The following is a 17,366-nucleotide window of genomic DNA, read 5'->3' as shown; positions in this document are numbered from 1 at the left end:
GCGGAGCGAATTTGACATTCGTGAGCACCGGCACGCAGGACTGACAAAGAATGCGAGGGTTTGTCTACACGCTGGCTGTGCCCTTATGGGGCACAGCTATTGTTGTATATCTGGCTTTCTTCCCTGTTCTTGCAGCACGTCGCCGAGACGTCTTTCTACATTTTCCAAATGTGTGCGCATCGCTCTCTCTGCTTCTTCTGGCTGTTTGGCCATGACGGCTTGATAAATTTGCTCATGGTCTTTGTAAAGCTGCCGTATGGAGGCTTTCTTTGAGAACAGTACAGCTTTTCTCGTTTCTCGCATCTTTTCTATTAACAAGGTTGAAACCTGACTCATTAATGTCTCTAGTACACCATTCTTCGTGGCTTTGGCTAAGGCAAGATGAAATGTGAGGTCTGCCTCTTCCCCCATTTCTTGATGAGCTTCTGCCAGCTTCATTTGTTCGAGTGCATCACGCAGGCGATGAAGGTCCTCGTCTGTTCGCAGCAGCGCCGCCTTTTTGACAGCACCTGCTTCAATGATTGCCCTCACTTCAAAAAGCTGCGCTATATCTTGCTGCTTCATCAAAAAAGCAGGAGATGTACAAAATGCGAGCTGTTCAGGATCGAACTGCTTCACATATGTGCCTTCTCCTTGCTTCATCTCTATTAATCCGATCGCTTTCAGAGCGGACAGCGCCTCTCTCACAGCGGAACGACTGACTTGAAAGTTTTCAGAGAGCGCTTGAACCGAATCTAATTTTTCCCCTGGTAGAAGCTCACCCGTACGAATGGATTCAACTAATGCATCCGCTATTTCTTCATATATTTTTTTCGTTTTGATTTGTTTATATTTCAATTGGTCTCACCTCATCACCGTTGTCTATCCTTCGGCTCATGCCCTATCTTATACTTTACCCCAAAATTTCAGATCACACGTCTCCCCTTTTCTCAATTCTCAAGAAATCTTCAAGCGGTCTTTTTCTCATCAAAAAAGAAGCACGAGCCATTTTTCTGGCATGTGCTTCTTTTTAATCATAGCGCTTCCGCTGTGTGGATGACGGAAGGTTCATTTGTTCACGATATTTTGCAATGGTCCTGCGCGACACGCGAATACCAAAGGTTTGCTGAAGCAACGTCATGATTTGCTGATCCGAATACGGTTTTTTCTTATTTTCCGATTGAATCAGCTCGGCAATGTGGGTCTTCACTGTGTAGCTGGACGCTTCTTCTAGCGAATGCCCCTCTAGTTTCGCTTGGAAAAATTGTTTCATTTCCATTAATCCATAAGGGGTTTGCACCATTTTCCCTTTGACGGTTCGGCTCACTGTCGACTCATGCACTTGTAAAACATCTGCAATCCGCTTCATCGTAAGCGGTTTCATTTTATGCTTCCCGGTAAGGAAAAAATCAGTCTGTTGTAAGATAATCTCACGAACGACATTTGTCATCGTTTGTTTTCTCTGTTTAAGCGCTTGAACAAGCCAATTGTACTGCTGCTCTTTTTCCTTTAAATACGCATATGCTTCATGCCGCTTTCGATCTTGAATCATGGCGAAGTACGCTTGATTCATTTCAATGTCCGGAAAGGCACGCTGGTTCAGCTCAAATGTAATGTGATCTTGCATAGCAGTAATAAACACATCGGGCTCTATATACACATGCTGTTCCTCGTAAGAAAAATGAAGGCCTGGTCGTGGTTCAAGGAGTGACACCTCATCTTGTACCGCTTGAAGTGTTTTCATTGGAATGCCTGTTTTTGAAGCAATTTCCTTCCAAGCCTTTCTTGCGAAAAGAAAGAAATGCTCTTCGATGATCCGCTCGGCCTCATACCAGCGGTCCTTTTTTCTTCTAAGCTGAAGCAGAATGCATTCTTGCAATGATCTTGCGCCAATACCGGCAGGCTCTAATGATTGAAGCTGATGAAGAACGGCTTCTACTTCTTCTGAAGAAGCCTCCAAAACAGCGGCCATTTGATCAACCGGTTCATTTAGGTAGCCATTGGAATCAATGGACTCAATCATAAAGTGAAAGATTCTTTGATTCTTTTCACTTAAATTCAAATCAATGGCCTGTCTCTTTAAATACATTTGCAGGCTTTCTTTTTGGTGCGAACGATACGGCTCTGTCATTCGATCTTGCGTTCTTTTATGATAAACTGGTTGATAGCTGTCCGTGTCTTTCCGCTCAATCAGAGGGTTCTCAAGCGCTAGCTGGTCAAGATACTCGCCCAGCTCTGCACAATTCAATTGCAGCAACGTAATGGCCTGCCTGAGTTCTTGTGTGAGCACATGCTTTAATACTTGTTCTTGTTGCAGTTTAAGGCTCATTGTCTCCCCTCCCTCTCCTCATTTTACATGAAGATTGACCGACCGTATATATGAAATAGGAGTGATTTCCATGTCTGAACTTTTTTCTGTTCCATACTTTGTCGACAACTTGAAACAGCATATTGCCATGAATCAACACGAGGACAAGGTGCATGCCATGAATGCTTACTACCGCTCGGTGGTTTCTACACTGGTTCAGGACCAATTGACCAAAAATGCTGTTGTCTTGAAACGAATTCAGCATCTTGATGAAGCTTATCAAAAGGTGAAAAAAGAAAGCGAATAAATGGGCGAAAAATAGCACCCTTTGCCTCGATTGCAAAGGGTGTTTGTCATGCAGGAAACGCTTTTGATCCAGCTTTGATTTGTACATCATCAAAAAGCCGGACCGCCCCGCAGTATACACAGGATAAAGGCAAACTGCTTATGTACGAGCTGCCTTGATAGAGGTACATGCTTTCTTATGCAGAGCACCATGCAATGTGTCAATGACGCGCTCCTGTTCAGCCTCTGTCATGCTTGTTCCAGATGGCAGACAAAGCCCTGTCTCAAATAACAATTCCGAGGCAGGAATCCCCGTAGCGGCTGTATAAAAAGGACAATCATGAAAGAGCGGCTGCCTGTGCAGCGGCTTCCATACACGCCTCGCTTCGATCTGCTCTTCTTCCAGCGCATCAATGATCTCGACTGGAGAAATCTGCGTATCACGATCAATGGTTAATGTCGTCAGCCAGCGGTTGGACTTCGTCTCTTGATATTCCGGCATAAAATGAATGCCTTCAACATCGGATAAAGCGTCATGATAACGCTGGAAAATGCGCCGCTTTTGCTGAACACGCTCGTCTAACACGTCCATTTGGGCAATCCCTACACCTGCGAGCAGGTTGCTCATGCGATAGTTGTACCCCACCTCTTGATGCTCATAATGCATCGCACGTTCTCTTGCCTGTGAGGCGAGGAAATGGCATCGTTCGATGGCAGCTTCATCATCACTCACCAGCATTCCGCCTCCTGATGTTGTCATGATTTTATTTCCATTAAAAGAGTAAACACCGAACCTGCCCATTGAGCCGCTTTTTCTTCCTTTATACATAGCGCCTAACGATTCAGCAGCATCTTCAATGATGGGCACATCATATGCCTCACACAGCGCTATGATCTCATCCATTTTCGCACTTTGGCCGTATAAATGAACGACAATGACCGCCCGAGGTCTTTTCCCAAGACGTTTTGTTTCAACAAAGGCTTTCTCTAACGCAAGCGGACACATATTCCATGTCTCTCTTTCTGAATCAATAAAAACAGGCACTGCTTGTTCATATAAAATAGGATTTGCACTTGCCACAAATGTAAGGGTGGAACAAAAGACAACATCTCCCTTTTGAACGCCAATGAGTTTTAAGGCAAGATGAATGGCTGCTGTTCCTGAAGATAAAGCTGCTCCTTTCTTCACCCCTGCATAGTTCGCGACCATTTGCTCAAATTCATTCACAAGCGGTCCTAAAGGCGCAATCCAATTGCTCTTAAAGGCTTCCTCTATTTTCAAGCTTTCCTTTCCACTCATATGAGGAGGAGATAAGTAGATTCGGTTCTTTTCTTTCATCATTTCCCGCCCTCTCTCCGATCTTTGATCTCAATTGCAGGAACACCTACAGCGACTTTCTGATCGTGTATATCTCGGGTCACTGCTGCTCCTGCACCAATGATTGACCAGCTTCCAATGGATGTACCAGGTGTCACAACAGCCCCTGCCCCAATATGGGCTCCCTCACGCGCGGAAACACAGCCGGTAAGCACAGCTCCCGGTGAAAGGTGAACAAAGGCTCCAAGTAAGCAGTCATGCTCCACGATCGAGCCAGTGTTGATAATCGCATGTTCACCGATGACTGCATCTGCTTGGACAACCGCCTTTGTCATCACCACAGTTCCTCTTCCAATCTTGGATGATGGACTTATGACGGCGTCTGGATGAATCAGTGTGGCAAATGCCGTGTCTTTAAACGAGAGACGTTCCTTGATCATCTGTCTCATTTCATTTTGTCCAATGGCAATCAGCCATTTCGTATGGGGCATTTCCTCTCTTAGCATTTGACTCATGGAGATCGGTGCATAAAGAATGCCGCTTTGAGTGACCGCCTGAGCAAACTGATCGTCTAATACAGTACACAATGAGTAATCAGGATGCGAAAAAATCAAATCCTGAATGACCTTGCTATGCCCGCCAGCCCCAATTAAGCCAATGGGCTGCGCTTTACGTATCGGTCCCTTTGAATTTTTCGGCTGTTGCATGATGCGGCTGCTGCACCCCCTCTGTTTTGATGACTTTCAGCAAAGTCATCCATAAAATTTTCAAATCAAGCCAAAACGATTGATGCTCAACATACCAGAGGTCATAGGTGAATTTTTCCTCCCAGGAGAGCGTGTTCCTTCCATTCACCTGCGCCCATCCAGTAATACCAGGCTTCACAAGGTGACGCTTAGCCTGCTCCTCTGTGTACATCGGTAAATACTCCATTAAAAGAGGTCTTGGTCCAACGAGACTGAGCTCTCCTTTCAGCACATTGACTAGCTGCGGCAATTCATCAAGACTGAGCTTGCGAATCAAGGCGCCCGTTTTTGTTAATCGAAGATGATCTGGAAGCAGCACACCCTGTTCATCGCATTCATCAGTCATCGTTCGAAATTTATACAGCATAAATGGCCGGCCATGCAGGCCAGGCCGTTCCTGCCGAAACACCACAGGAGCCCCGATTTTCCACCTAATGAGTCCATACATGAGAAGGAAAAGAGGGCTACCTGCGATGAGCAGAGTCAGTGCCACGACCACATCTATTATTCTTTTCATCATTGCATCTCCTTTTCACACTAGCGGGAGACAGCTCGTGCAGCGGCAGCTTGTTTCACCTTACGCATCAGCTGTATCCGCTCTTGTTTTGTTCCTGCAAATAGATACAAATAGCCCATGTAGAGAATAAAACCAACTCCACCAATACAAAAGAGCTCCCACCACGAGGTCACGTCATACACAGCCTGAATGCAAGCGCAGAAACCCCAAATGAATACAGCTCCTAATAGCGGAACGACTGTATGTTTGTAAAAGATGGTGCTTTTCTGTTTTGTGATCTTGGCCGTATAAAATGGGAGAAACACGATATTTTTCATCAATAAAACAATCGCTCCCGCTGATGCAATGCCGTATAAGCCAAGCTGAAGCAGCTGAGTCAATCCATAGGCAAAAAGCACATTGGAAGCGCCTAATATGAGCGTGACAACCGCTGGAACTTTAAATCGGTTAAAGGCTGGCGGCACATAGGTCAGCGGTAAAAACATCAATGTCAAACATAAATAAGCCGCATGAATCATGAGCAGCCATTTCAGTTCCTCAAAGGCTGGTCCAAGCCATAGCAGCATGAGCGGGCCGGCAAGACCTCCTAGAAGAGCCGCGGGAAATGCCACAAATAAGCCACTCCACTTTATGGCTTTGGCAGCATATCGAATGAGTCCCTGCTCGTCTTGATTTGAATATAATTTCGTTATGGTCGGTGCAAACACAACTGCAAGTGTCCCTGCAAGTGTGCGTAATAATAATGGGAATTGTAAAATGGCGGCATACTGACCAGTCGCTTCTGCCCCAATCAGCAAGTTGGTCATCAATAAATCAATTTGTAAAAATAACAAAATCCCCATTTGCTCCAATGAATGCCATACCCCTGATCGCACAAGGGTGAGACTAGAAGATAAAGAGACATGCCGCCACTGAAACGAAAACCAAGGAATGAGTTTTTTAAAATAATAGATGCCGATTCCCATAGCCGCAAAGCTCCCAATCACGGCTGCAAGCGGAATATGCCAAATAGCGGGTGTCGTCACCGTAAACAAAAACACAATCACAAGCGCCCTGCAAAACATCTGGATGGCCTGTCCAACACTTGAAACATATAATTTATTCGCATAAAACGGCGCAGCCCCGATACCGGACATGACGAAATTGAGCATAAATAAAAGACCCCCTAACATAAAGGCGATCTGTGTGTCTTTTGCGAGATAAGCGGGCACATGAAGCCAGTCAACGAGCTGATGAGACAATAAAACGCAAAGCAAAAAGAGACTGATGGATAAAAAAATAGAACTGACAAAATAGGAGGCGAGATAGCGCTGCGCTTGTTCCATCTCTCCTTTATGAGCCGCAACAGAAAAAAAACGCACAACCACAGCACTTAATGAAGCCGTAATAACTGATAAATAATTGATCATATTTTGCGTCAGATGAATCAGACCAAATGCTTCCACTCCAAGTGTATGAACAATGTAAGGCGTTAAACAAACAGACATCAGCATCATCAGGATAAACGTGATGATATTCGCACTCACATTGTAAAGAAACGTACGGTTCATAGTGTCTTCACGCAGTGTTTAAGGGCCTTCATCCAGCTTCCTCTCCCTTTTGACCGCTTGTTTTCATATGCTGATGAATCGCCTTTTTCACTGCTTCCTCATTTGGTTCTTTCAAAAGGGTGACAAACGGAAGATGCGATACCCATTCATATCCTTCCATCACCTTATGATCAAAGGACCTGATGACAATACATGGTGTATGTGTAATCGCACAAAAGATCATGCCATGTAACCGGTCTGTCACAACGACTTGCGCCTGTCTTAACTGCGTCCACAAAGTGGATAATTCCTCTAAACGAGTCGTTCGATCCACTCGTTTTCCAATTGTCGTTGTGATGAACCCCACTTGATCATACGTGTCTTTGATATGCTGCTGTAATTGCTTTCGCTTCTCTTGGGTGAGATAGGCTTCCTTATCCTCACGCAGACAAAGCAGCACACCTTCACGTGCTTGCTCGTTCGATGATTCATCTAATGTCAGGACCATATCAGGCTGTTTCCATACCTCTTTATCAGGGAAATGCTGCTTCATCCATTCATAGGTGGTTTGATCTCTTGCCATCAGAAGGAGCCTTGGGTGTTGTTGATACGTTCGAATAGCGCGGCGTTCTTCTCTTTTCCCTCTTTTCGTTTCTGTAAAATGAACAGTAGCGGGAAGCTGAATCACAGGATAGGACTTGAAGGCGGTCATGATAAATTGTCTCGTCCATTCTTCATAGCGGTATAAATCCCCCATATTGCCCCCGCCGATAATGCAGACGATATCTTCAGGATGCCTCGCTTGCTTCAGCGGGCGTGCGAGACGATACAACTCCTGCATATCCACTTCAATGATGTGATAGTCTGGAAAATACTTTTGTAAAAAGCAGTAGCTCGCATAAGCAATGGCATGATCACCTAAATTGTCATGTGCCGGCAGCAAAGTGAGAATGATTTTCTTCTGATGGCTTAGCTCTGGGAGCCTTTGGCGGCTCAGTCTATACTCAAGCGGATACTTGACCTTTAAGAGCAGCCACTCTGCGGCATGTGCTTTTAATTGCTGCAATGTCAACCCCATCACCCCGATTTTCTCGTTTGATATTCTATCCATTTTTGATAGCTTGAAGCAGCCGCAGAAAGCGGATAAACCCACTGCAGTTTCGCCAAGAATAAGATCATTCGCTTTCGCACAGTCAGCTTCGATGCCTCCACGTGCTTCACAGCATGCTGAAACGCCTCGTGTGTCACCATTTCCCGCATATGATCAAGCTTTTCTTGAAATGAAAGTGAATTTTGGCTCTTCCATTCATTGAGCATACAATGAAGCGTATGATTGACCATAAAAACATGAAAAGCCTTCTCATATGGTGTCAGCTCGTCATGCTCTTTTAAAAACAAGCGCTGCGTGTCATAAAATGCCAGTCCATGGTGAAAATATTGCTTTTGATACCGCTGTACAATGGATGATCGATGAACCCGGTAATAATAAAGTGGTTCATGCACAAAGGCCATGACACGTGATAAAGAAAAGCAGCGCAGCGTGACATACTGATCTTCAATATTCTCAAGCTCACCTCTCAGCGGAAAACGGATCTGATGTTCTTCGATAAAAGCACGCCGATACAGCTTATTCCATGAGAATCCAGTGATGTCTCCATGTAATAACGATTCTATTAAGCTGGCCCTCTCTGCTTTTTGATGGGCTAAAAGCGTCGTCGGTATGGTTCTGTTTGACTGCTCAAATTGAATCCAATATTCACTGACAACAAGATCTGCCCCGGTCATTTCGGCTTTTTCATACAAGGCTTCACAATAATGAGGAGCGAGCATATCATCTGAATCAATAAAGGCGAGATACGTTCCTTTTGCTTCTTCTATGCCTCGGTTTCTCACTGCTCCTAGCCCTTGGTTCGCTTGGTGAATCACCCGAAATCGCTCATCACGCGCAGCAAACGCTTCAAGCAATTCCCCGCTATGATCCGTCGAACCATCATTGATGAGAATGACCTCTATATTTGAAAAGCTTTGGTCTGCAATTGATTGGAGGCATTGCTCCACATATTGACTTGTATTATAGACTGCGACCAATAGACTGATAGCTGGCATTACCTTATGCCCCACCTTTCTTCAAATCTACTTTGTAAAAATCGTTCGATACGGTAAAACGGAAGAATCAAACGGCATTAGCATAATGCTGTACAAAATATAGCAAACGGCAATCCCAACATACATAAAGAAATTGGACCGCTGATCAAAAATGCGTGTGAAATATGGCAGTAAAATGAGCTGATACAGACCAAAGTAAATATGAAATCTTGCGTAAATGACATCCTTTGTTGCAAGGATGCCAAACAAGAATCCAAGCAAGCAAAAATTCACAATATAATCACTCTCCGGCGTCAGCTCACGAAGTCGTTTTCGATAAAAGAAAGCAAGCAAAAGCGGCAGAATCAGCACACCAATTTTCGTCACATTCATTCCATTTGTATTCGTTGTCAGCCATTCCTCGTAATGGCCGTAAGAGCTCCCTTGCAACATCACAACAAATACTGAAACAAAGCGGTCATAAAGAGCCGTTAAGCCTAAAAAAATCAAACATAAAACAAGCATCATCCATGACCATGCCTTTGTTCTGACGATAAAATAAACGGGGATCATCATGAGTGCCGATGAATGAAACAACGAACACACAAGTACAAGCGGAAAATACAATTTCCACTCACCATTGATGACAAACCTGATGGCATAAAAAAGAATCGCCGCCACCATATACTGACGCATGCCATTAAACGAAGCATAATAATGAAATGTGCCAAGGAAAAGCAGCATACTAAGCTCAAAGGGCCGTCCATATTGCATGAGCGTCTTGATGATAAAAAAATAAGTGATGCCCCCAACTGTGATATACATGATTTGCGGCTCATGTGAAAGCTGATTAAGCATCCATAAGATCAGCGTAAACCCCGGATCGGTTGCAGCCTTGTCTACGCCAAACCCAAATATATGCCAAGGCTTTTCATAATGAACGGCGTACTCATACATCTGCCCATAGGTCACAAAATCGGTTCCTACTTTGTACCTTATACCCGCTACAATACAAAGAAATAAAAACGGAAAAAACACCAGAAGCTTGTTTGGCCGCCAACCGCTTTGTATGGTATCATCACGCCTGCCATAAAATGCAGCAAAGCTCGACCATAAATAGACCATGATCATGTTCACCAAATAAACCGCCATCTGCCAATCCTTCCTTACAATCCATAGACATTCATCACACGAGTGATGTTCTGTTTCACATCAAATCCTCTTTGGCCAAGCTGAGAGGTAATGGTTTCTTGAAGAGGAGGTTCTTCGTGATACGCTTCAAGAATTGCTTTCATCCACTCATGTGCTGAATCGCGCAGTGATTGCCGTTTCACGAGCCCGCAGCCTAGATCGACTTCCTTTGTAATATGATCTGAGATCACACAAGGCAATCCAGATGCCTGCGCTTCCACTAATACGAGCGGGAGACCTTCAAACAAAGAAGGCATCACAAACACATCAAATGCTTTCATGTACTCCGGGACCTCCGATACAACACCCGTAAACACAATGTCTTCCGTTACCCCTGCTTTTTCCGCATACGATTCGACGACTTGTCTGAGCGGTCCATCCCCAACAAGAACAAGCTGAAATGAAACCCCTTGTTTCTTTAGAGTCTGCGCCAGTTCAATGAAAAAAACATGATTTTTTTGCTCATGAAATCGTCCAATATGACCAATCACCAGTTTCTTTTCGTCAAGATGGAGGTGTTTTTTCATCCCCACCTTTGCCTCTGGTTTCAACTGAAAAAAAAGGTCTAAATCAATTCCATTTGGTAAAATCACCACTCGCCGGTTTTGCATCTTCTTCTGTCCAAATAAAAAAACACCGGCATCTTCGCCGCAGGCAGCAAGCTGGGTAGAACATGCAAAGGTCAGCTGTCGAAAACCTTTGAACATCAAGTGATCAATCCAGCTTGGCGACTGTTTCCAAGCCGTATTATGTGAATGGCAAATGCGCACCTTCACACCTGCCAGTTTCGCAGCAAGGGCAGAAAAGCCAGTTTGAAAGTCCGTATGTGCATGCACCGCCTGATAAGGGCCGGTCTGCTTGATCGTCTTCGTCAACGTGTTCACAAAAGCCAAAGGAGAGGACGCTCCAATACTCGGGACATAAAAGATTCGTCCCCCGAGCTGACGAATTTCCTCATCATAATCGCAGTCGTCCTTGCGGTGGGTGATGAAATCGAATTGAAGAACATTCCTGTCGAGTGCACGATAGATATTCATGATCATCGTTTCTGCACCGCCTCTATTCATTCCGCCCACAACGTGCAGTACACGCTTTGGCTCACTCATCTCGGATCGTCCTCCTTTTCAACATCGACACCTCAAGCTTTCGCTGATGATAAAACCTCATGATCTTTGGTGACATACAGGCACGAACCACTGGCTTAAGAGCAAATAGATAATCAAACGGTGACAATTTTAATTGCCAGCATGCTTTTAAAACGAGCCAGGCATTATCCATAGAATATCGAAATTTTCGGCGCTGAAAGGCCGCTTCATCCTCTCTCACCATGTATAAGGGCTCCTGCAAATTAAAGCCTTTCCTCCCAGCAGCAAAAAAGCGAATCCAAAGATCGATATCTTCCATTCGCCTTGTTGTTTTCACAGAACGATATCCATTTAAAGCCTTGTAGGCTGAGGCCCTCATCATAATCGTCCCATGACAAAAAGGTGTTCCTCTTGCCAGCACCTTTCGATCAGGCTCTGAGGCAAGGGCACGAACACCCTTTGTTCCCGACTCGTCAAAAACTGTCATCGCCGTACCGGCCACATCATATTCAGGATGTGTATCGAGGAAATCAACCTGTTTTTCTAAACGAACAGGCACTGATACATCGTCGCCATCCTGCCTTGCAATGAGTTCTCCCGTCGCTTCAGTGAGACAGCGATTTAAACTGGCCGCAAGTCTTTGGTTCTGTTCATTTCGAATGAGGCGAATTCTTTCAGGATCTCTTTTTGTATAAGGAAGCACTTTTTCATAGGTGCCATCTGTTGATGCGTCATCACATATGATGAGCTCCCAGTTTTCATAGGTTTGATGAAGAATGGATTCAATGCTTTCTTCTACTGTCTCTTGGCAATTGTAGACGCCCATGATGATAGATACCTTCGGCTTACGCATGCTCACATCACCTTCTCTACTTGATCCATATAGGCTGTATAAATCTCTTCCATGGCACTTACCGTCTGCTCCTGTGCAAATGCGTGAGCCATGGAGCGTCCCGCTTTTCCCATAAGGGACAGCTGGTCCTTTTTATGATAAAGCTGCTGTAAATAACCAGCTAAAACATCTACATCCTGCGGTTTGACCAAAAAGCCATTCACCCCATGTTTGACTAGCTCACAGTGACCTCTATTTTCAGTGGCAATGACCGGCTTCTCAGCAGACATCGCTTCAAGAAGATTCATGCCGAGCCCTTCTCTCAGGCTGGTTGACACACATACATCACTCATGTGCATCCATTCCTCGATTTTTTGACAAAACCCAGCAAAATAAACATGCGGCTCAAGATTCAACTGCCGAACCAGCTTTTCATAGAACGGCCGGCTTGTCCCCTCTCCCGCAAACACAATCTTTACATTTGGTATATGCCCGTAAACTTGAGCACACGCTTTGATGAGCATCCCTTGATTTTTATTGTCATTTAATTCGCCAGCACACAGCACGATAAAATCTTGCGGGGTAAAGCCATATGCTGTTCGAAGGCGCTTCTTTTCTTTATCATCAACTGGTGCAAACCGCTTCATATCCACACCCATGCCGGGAACATAATGCACAGATACTTTCTCTTTTGACAGGCGATCGGCTCTTTTATAGTCTTCTCCATTAATGGTGATGAGCGCATCTGTATATGGAACGAGCCATCTTTCAATCGGATAATAAAACAGCCAGTTTTGAAGCGGAGCCCCCTTCCAAAAGTGAAAACCATGCGCCGTGTAAAGAACCTTCGTCCCTTTTTTGCGTGTACCTTTGGCAGCCAGCCTGCCAATGACACTTCCCATCGGCGTGTGACAATGAATGAAATGGTAATGCTCTTTCTCAAGCAGCTTTTTCAGCTCCACATAAGCAAGCCGGTTGCGCAAATGAAAAGGAGATCGCTGAATCGGAATGGAATGCGCCTGATCCACGTGCGGCAGCTCCAGCTGGCCATTTGCCGCTGTATGCACTTCCCATCCTTGTTCCTGAAACCACCGAAAATACGGGAGATGGAATGCCTTAAAATGATAATCAACCGTTGCGCAAAACAAGACTTTTTTCTTCATTAGCAAGCGTCTCCTCCTCTCTTTGCACCGGTTCAGTCAACAAATCATGCGACTCAATGGCTGCAAATAATGCTTGTCTTAATTGATCTTCACTCATCATGTCAAATTCGTGAATAAAGCGGTTCAGCACATATGGGTCCCCATCCAGCGCATGGCCGATGTGGATTTTGGGGAAGATTTGCTTCTGTGCTTTTTCATGGTGGTTGAGTAACTCCTCGTACATTTTCTCTCCGGGACGAATGCCCGTAAACGTGATTGGAATTTGGTCTGTGGTGTAGCCTGAGAGGTGAATGAGGTTTTCTGCGAGATCGACAATTTTGACTGGCTCCCCCATATCTAAAACAAAGATCTGTCTGCCTTCTGCTAATGCACCTGCTTGGATGACTAGCCGTGATGCTTCCGGTATCGTCATAAAATATCTTGTCATAGCTGGGTGCGTGACTGTCACCGGCCCGCCTTTTTCAATTTGTTTTTTAAAGATCGGAATGACGCTCCCCCTGCTTCCGAGTACATTCCCAAATCGTACAGCCACGAATTTCGTGTTACTGCTTGCCCCCATTTGCATGATCAGCATTTCAGCAAACCGCTTTGTCGCTCCCATCACATTGGCAGGATTGACCGCTTTGTCTGAGGAAATGAGGACGAATGTTTCAACTCCGTGCTCATGTGCGGCTTCTGCGACATTTTTGGTTCCAATAATATTATTTTTCACCGCTTCTTTCGGACTGATTTCCATGAGCGGGACATGTTTATGTGCCGCAGCATGATAGATCATATCCGGCTGAAAATGACCCATGATTTCACTCATTTTCTGTTTATCTTGAATATCCGCAATTTGCGGATAGAGGCTGATGCTGTCTCCATATAATTCTTTCAGCTCAAGTAAAATAGAATGAATGCTAAATTCTCCATGTCCCACAAGCACAATGGCCCGAGGGGCAAACACACAAATTTGACGACAGATTTCTGATCCAATGGACCCACCTGCTCCTGTCACCATGATCGTTTTCCCCTTTAAATGTACAGATAGGCGGCTTGTATCTAATTGAATCGGCTCTCTTCCTAGCAAATCCTCTGGCTGTACATCCCGCAGCTGGTTCAGCGCATGGGTTCCTTTTAAGATCTGCTCCATTTCCGGCATAATCTGTGTTTTGACTCCAGTCGCTACACATTCCTTATAAAGCCCCTTTAAGGTGTGACTGCTTTTAGATGGAATGGCGATGATGATTTTTTGAATATCCATCATCACAACAGCTCTTTGAATATGTTCTTTCCCCCCAAGAACGGGCAGTCCCATGATTTCAAGCCTATGCTTTGTCTTGTCATCATCAATAAAAGCGACAGGCTCAATACGTACATCACTCGACTGTTGAAGCTGACGAACGATCATGGTCCCGGCTGATCCGGCGCCAACGATTAGTGCCCGCTCCTTTTCTTCCTGCAGCCGCTTTGCCCCATCATGAAATAGCCTGGATGCCATACGAGATGCTCCGATGAATAAAACATGGAAAAGCCAGACGATGAATAAAAACCGAAATGGCCATGTCTGCACAAAGAGGTACAGCACCGTCATTGAAAATAAAAAAGAGCACACAAAGGTCTTCATTAAAGAAAATAACTCCCTTACCCCTGTATATGCCCATACTTGTTTGTACACGTGAAAAATATACGAAAACAAATGGTGCCCAATGAGCAGACTAAGCGAAGAAATGACGAGCATTTCAAATGTATATACGGTTAACGCCGCCTCTTGGACAAATTGAAAGCCAAAAAAGACAGCAACTAAAATGAGATATGAATCTAGTGCTACGATGATTGATAATCTTTGGGCGTAAGTCAACGCTCCTCCCCCTTTTTAAAACATCACTATTCTTACGTACAATGGGCATCAAACCCGTCCTCACATCCCACTACCGATGACGAGCATCTAAGGCATAAGACATGCCCACAGCAGGATCGAGTGCCTCCGTTGTTAAAGATTAGGAGACATCACCTATCAATCTCTTTAATACATATAGTGCCTTCCCTTTTTCACTTTCTTTCCATTTAGCATCGCCCCAAGCAGTTTCCCTGTTGTTCCGTCTAATACTTCTTTTGCTTTCTTCACAGCGGCGATCTTTGTTTTACCGCTTAATACAACAAGAATGCTCCCATCTGTCCGATTCGCTAATATTTTGGCATCGGCTACAGGCAGAAGCGGCGTGGAATCAACGATCACCATGTCATACTGCTGCTCAATCTCATAAAATAGTTGCTTCATCACAGAGGAAGAAAGCAGTTCAGCTGGATTCGGCGGAATCGTCCCACTCGGAAGCAGCTCTAAATGCTCAATCGGTGTAGGTAAAATGGCTTCCTCCAAACTGCAATTATTTAAAAGCACATTCGTCAAGCCAGTGTGCGGACTCAGGTCAAAATATTCATGTATGGCTGGTTTTCGCAAATCAGCATCCATGAGCAGAACCCGCTTTTTCTGCTGTGCAAAAACAGCTGCTAAGTTTGCAGCCGTAAATGATTTCCCTTCCTTCGGCAAGGAGGATGTCACCAATATCGACTTCAATCGGGTCTGAATGGATGTGAATTCGATGTTCGTTCGGATCGTTCGGAATTGTTCCGCAATGACAGAGTGAGGATTTAATACAGAAATACAGGATAAATCTCTCTTTTCTCGTTTTTTCCTCTTAAAAATCAATGTTCTGTCCTCCCGTTATGACGGACTGCTTGTCTTTTTTTGCCCTCCTGTCTGCTTGCATCTGATAGACACTGCCGAGCGACGGCAATCCGACCTCTTCTCTTATTTGATGTGTTCGTTTGACCGTATCATCGAGTAGATTCATTAAGAAAATGAGTGTCATTCCCCCTAATAAAGAGGCGCCTAGTGCCAAAACGATATGAACAAATTTACGTGAATTCACGAGAATCGTGTTGGACAGCTTGGCTTCAGACAAAACATTAATGCGATCCATATTCATGGTCTTTTTAATTTCTTCTTGTAGCACCTCTGTTGCCGTATTTGCAATCGCTACTGCCTTGGCGCGGTCCTCATCTTGTACAGAAATATTTATGACCTCAGACTCATTTTCTGTACTTGTGGCAATTTTGTGTTTTAATCCTTCAGCCGATTCTGTGAGATTGAGTGTTTCTTTTACTTTTTCAATGACGATGGGACTTTTTAATAGGACTTGAAAGGTACGTGTATATTGAAGGTTCATCTGAATATCGTTTAAATTCGCTTGTGCGTCACTGCTTCGTTTATGAACAAGAATTTGAGTGGTTGCCTGATATACAGGAGTCGAGACATAGAACTGATAGTAGGCTGAAATACCCGTTACGATCAGGACAATCAGGATCAGAAGGGCCATTTTCTCTTTAATGACAGAAAACAGCTGCTTAAAACCTATATTCTCATTCATAGATACCTCCCGATTTCATCATAAAAAGGTTATATATGGTTTCTTTTTGTTAATGATTGGATTATAAAAGATAATACCCGCAAAGAAAAATGTCATAATAGGTCTTATAGTTCTTTTTAAAGAACAAAATCGTTCGTTTTCTTTTATTTACTTCCTGTTTCTTACGTTTTTGAATTTTATAAAGAACAATTTATTTCTTATAATGAACGAAAAGGTCGCAGAACTATTCGCCAGGGAGAAGGGAGATCATAAATCGAATGATAGGAAAGGTGATACGCATTTACCGAAAGAGGAAAGGATACTCGATCCATCAGCTAGCTGAAGATGCCCATGTCTCTAAATCGTATTTAAGTAAAATTGAGCGTGGTGTCCACCAGAATCCATCTGTGCAGTTTTTAAAAAAGGTATCCTCTTCACTAGACATTGATTTACAAGAGCTGTTTGATGCAGAGACAATGATGTTTCATGACTTTGAGGGTGGTGAACAGGAATGGCGGGAGCATATCGTGCATGCCGTCCAATCCGGCATGCCTAAAGAAGATCTGTATCAGCTGCTCCAAACCTTTCGAAAGGAGCAGGAAGAAAAGACATTACATGTTATCCATAGAAAGCTGACCGATTCGAATATCTCAGAATGGAAGCGTCTCATGAGTGAAGCAAAAGCTATCGGCCTAACCATCGAAGAAGTGAAAGCGTTTCTAACGAATATGGGAGAATACCGGGCGTAAGCCTTTGAGAAAGGACCAATTTGCGGGGAGAGGCGTTTGATGCCTCGATGAAATAGAGCCTTTTTTCATGAAAAGGCTCTTAGATTGTTGACAAAGGGCTAAAATGATCTTTATTTTAGCCATTTGTCTTCTTTTCAGCGTGACATGAAAACCTTTGCAGTCTCGGAAGGACGAGTACCGGCGCGGAGCG

Annotated in this window: 17 protein-coding genes; 2 read left to right on the top strand and 15 right to left on the bottom strand. The window is 44.3% G+C overall.

Annotation, left to right across the window (positions count from 1 at the left end):
- Nucleotides 1-96: 96 nt before the first annotated feature.
- Both BA1_RS16260 and rpoN read right to left on the bottom strand, forming a co-directional pair.
- Nucleotides 97-837, bottom strand: coding sequence for a FadR/GntR family transcriptional regulator (locus BA1_RS16260; RefSeq protein WP_008361228.1), 741 nt, complete (start codon nt 835-837; stop codon nt 97-99).
- Nucleotides 838-1,009: 172 nt separating this feature from the next.
- Nucleotides 1,010-2,308 carry an RNA polymerase factor sigma-54 gene (gene rpoN, locus BA1_RS16255; RefSeq protein ID WP_008361226.1) on the bottom strand — a complete coding sequence of 433 codons (1,299 nt, stop codon included), beginning with the start codon at nt 2,306-2,308 and terminating at the stop codon, nt 1,010-1,012.
- A 70-nt stretch (nt 2,309-2,378) separates the two neighbouring features.
- Here rpoN and yvfG point away from each other — a divergent pair, with 70 nt between their 5' ends.
- Nucleotides 2,379-2,594, top strand: coding sequence for a protein YvfG (yvfG, locus tag BA1_RS16250; protein ID WP_008361224.1), 216 nt, complete (start codon nt 2,379-2,381; stop codon nt 2,592-2,594).
- A gap of 138 nt (nt 2,595-2,732) precedes the next feature.
- Here yvfG and BA1_RS16245 read toward each other — a convergent pair whose 3' ends face one another.
- From BA1_RS16245 to BA1_RS16185, 13 genes are all read right to left on the bottom strand, one after another.
- On the bottom strand, nt 2,733-3,911 hold the full coding sequence (locus tag BA1_RS16245) for a DegT/DnrJ/EryC1/StrS family aminotransferase (protein ID WP_034739808.1): 1,179 nt from the start codon (nt 3,909-3,911) through the stop codon (nt 2,733-2,735).
- Nucleotides 3,911-4,597, bottom strand: coding sequence for an acetyltransferase (locus tag BA1_RS16240; protein ID WP_008361219.1), 687 nt, complete (start codon nt 4,595-4,597; stop codon nt 3,911-3,913). The genes BA1_RS16245 and BA1_RS16240 overlap by 1 nt, the downstream gene beginning before the upstream one ends.
- A complete protein-coding gene (locus BA1_RS16235; protein ID WP_008361217.1) occupies nt 4,560-5,153 on the bottom strand; it encodes a sugar transferase in 594 nt (197 codons plus the stop codon). The genes BA1_RS16240 and BA1_RS16235 overlap by 38 nt, the downstream gene beginning before the upstream one ends.
- Nucleotides 5,154-5,173: 20 nt before the next feature.
- Entirely contained in the window at nt 5,174-6,703 is a 1,530-nt protein-coding gene (locus BA1_RS16230; protein WP_008361215.1) for an MATE family efflux transporter, read from the bottom strand.
- Between the two features lie 28 nt (nt 6,704-6,731).
- Nucleotides 6,732-7,760, bottom strand: coding sequence for a polysaccharide pyruvyl transferase family protein (locus tag BA1_RS16225; protein WP_008361214.1), 1,029 nt, complete (start codon nt 7,758-7,760; stop codon nt 6,732-6,734).
- Nucleotides 7,760-8,788 (bottom strand): glycosyltransferase family 2 protein, encoded by a 1,029-nt coding sequence (locus BA1_RS16220; RefSeq protein WP_008361212.1) that lies wholly within the window; start codon nt 8,786-8,788, stop codon nt 7,760-7,762. Before BA1_RS16220 ends, BA1_RS16225 begins: the two co-directional genes overlap by 1 nt.
- 27 nt (nt 8,789-8,815) lie before the next feature.
- Nucleotides 8,816-9,919 carry an EpsG family protein gene (locus tag BA1_RS16215; protein ID WP_008361210.1) on the bottom strand — a complete coding sequence of 368 codons (1,104 nt, stop codon included), beginning with the start codon at nt 9,917-9,919 and terminating at the stop codon, nt 8,816-8,818.
- A gap of 14 nt (nt 9,920-9,933) precedes the next feature.
- Nucleotides 9,934-11,064 (bottom strand): glycosyltransferase family 1 protein, encoded by a 1,131-nt coding sequence (locus BA1_RS16210; protein WP_008361209.1) that lies wholly within the window; start codon nt 11,062-11,064, stop codon nt 9,934-9,936.
- Nucleotides 11,057-11,896, bottom strand: a complete 840-nt coding sequence (locus tag BA1_RS16205) for a glycosyltransferase EpsE (protein WP_008361207.1) — start codon at nt 11,894-11,896, stop codon at nt 11,057-11,059. Before BA1_RS16205 ends, BA1_RS16210 begins: the two co-directional genes overlap by 8 nt.
- Nucleotides 11,897-11,898: 2 nt before the next feature.
- Nucleotides 11,899-13,038, bottom strand: coding sequence for a glycosyltransferase family 4 protein (locus BA1_RS16200; protein ID WP_008361204.1), 1,140 nt, complete (start codon nt 13,036-13,038; stop codon nt 11,899-11,901).
- Nucleotides 13,004-14,878 carry a polysaccharide biosynthesis protein gene (locus tag BA1_RS16195; protein WP_008361202.1) on the bottom strand — a complete coding sequence of 625 codons (1,875 nt, stop codon included), beginning with the start codon at nt 14,876-14,878 and terminating at the stop codon, nt 13,004-13,006. Before BA1_RS16195 ends, BA1_RS16200 begins: the two co-directional genes overlap by 35 nt.
- A 165-nt stretch (nt 14,879-15,043) precedes the next feature.
- Complete coding sequence (locus tag BA1_RS16190; protein WP_008361201.1) at nt 15,044-15,727, bottom strand: CpsD/CapB family tyrosine-protein kinase; 684 nt, start codon at nt 15,725-15,727, stop codon at nt 15,044-15,046.
- Nucleotides 15,717-16,448, bottom strand: coding sequence for a YveK family protein (locus tag BA1_RS16185; protein WP_008361199.1), 732 nt, complete (start codon nt 16,446-16,448; stop codon nt 15,717-15,719). Before BA1_RS16185 ends, BA1_RS16190 begins: the two co-directional genes overlap by 11 nt.
- A gap of 257 nt (nt 16,449-16,705) precedes the next feature.
- On the opposite strand from BA1_RS16185, the gene slrR reads away from it, so the two are divergent.
- Nucleotides 16,706-17,176 (top strand): HTH-type transcriptional regulator SlrR, encoded by a 471-nt coding sequence (gene slrR, locus BA1_RS16180; RefSeq protein ID WP_008361196.1) that lies wholly within the window; start codon nt 16,706-16,708, stop codon nt 17,174-17,176.
- Nucleotides 17,177-17,366: the final 190 nt, after the last annotated feature.

Source organism: Bacillus xiamenensis (genome assembly GCF_000300535.1).
Classification (GTDB): Bacteria; Bacillota; Bacilli; order Bacillales; family Bacillaceae; genus Bacillus; species Bacillus xiamenensis.
This window is presented reverse-complemented; position numbering and strand designations above follow the sequence as displayed.